We start from the raw sequence: 406 nt of genomic DNA, 5'->3' as shown, positions 1-406 counted from the left end.
AGGCTTGGAGTTCGGGTCCTTCGGATCGGTACCGGCTTCCTTCTCTTCCTCGTCGGTAGCACCGTCACCATCATCATCGGTGTCAGTCTTATCCGGCGTGCCGTCACCATCAGTGTCACGCTGAACCGTGATGGTCTTCTCACCCGTAGTGACTTCGTTGCCGTCTTCGTCGGTGATGGTGACCGTGACCTCAAAGTCACGCTCTTCCTCATCCTTGCCCCAGTCAGTGATCTTGTCTGGGGTACCAGAAACCTCACCGGTCTTCTCATCAACAGTCAGACCATCCGGCAGACCATCGACCTCAACCTTGCCGTTTTCCGGAACATCCTTAGCAGTATCAAACGGATCAGCCTCCTGACCCTCAACAACAGTGACCTTATCCGTCACCACAGAAGCATCCGGATTC

At 54.9% G+C, this 406-nt stretch carries 1 protein-coding gene; it reads right to left on the bottom strand.

What is annotated here, in order from left to right; genetic code table 11:
* Window positions 1–406, bottom strand: a 406-nt coding sequence (locus tag HMPREF2978_RS02405) for a putative Ig domain-containing protein (protein ID WP_210398331.1), incomplete at both ends; no start/stop codon positions are given.

The organism is Corynebacterium sp. HMSC074C01 (assembly GCF_001814605.1).
In the GTDB taxonomy this organism is placed as follows: domain Bacteria; phylum Actinomycetota; class Actinomycetes; order Mycobacteriales; family Mycobacteriaceae; genus Corynebacterium.
This window is presented reverse-complemented; position numbering and strand designations above follow the sequence as displayed.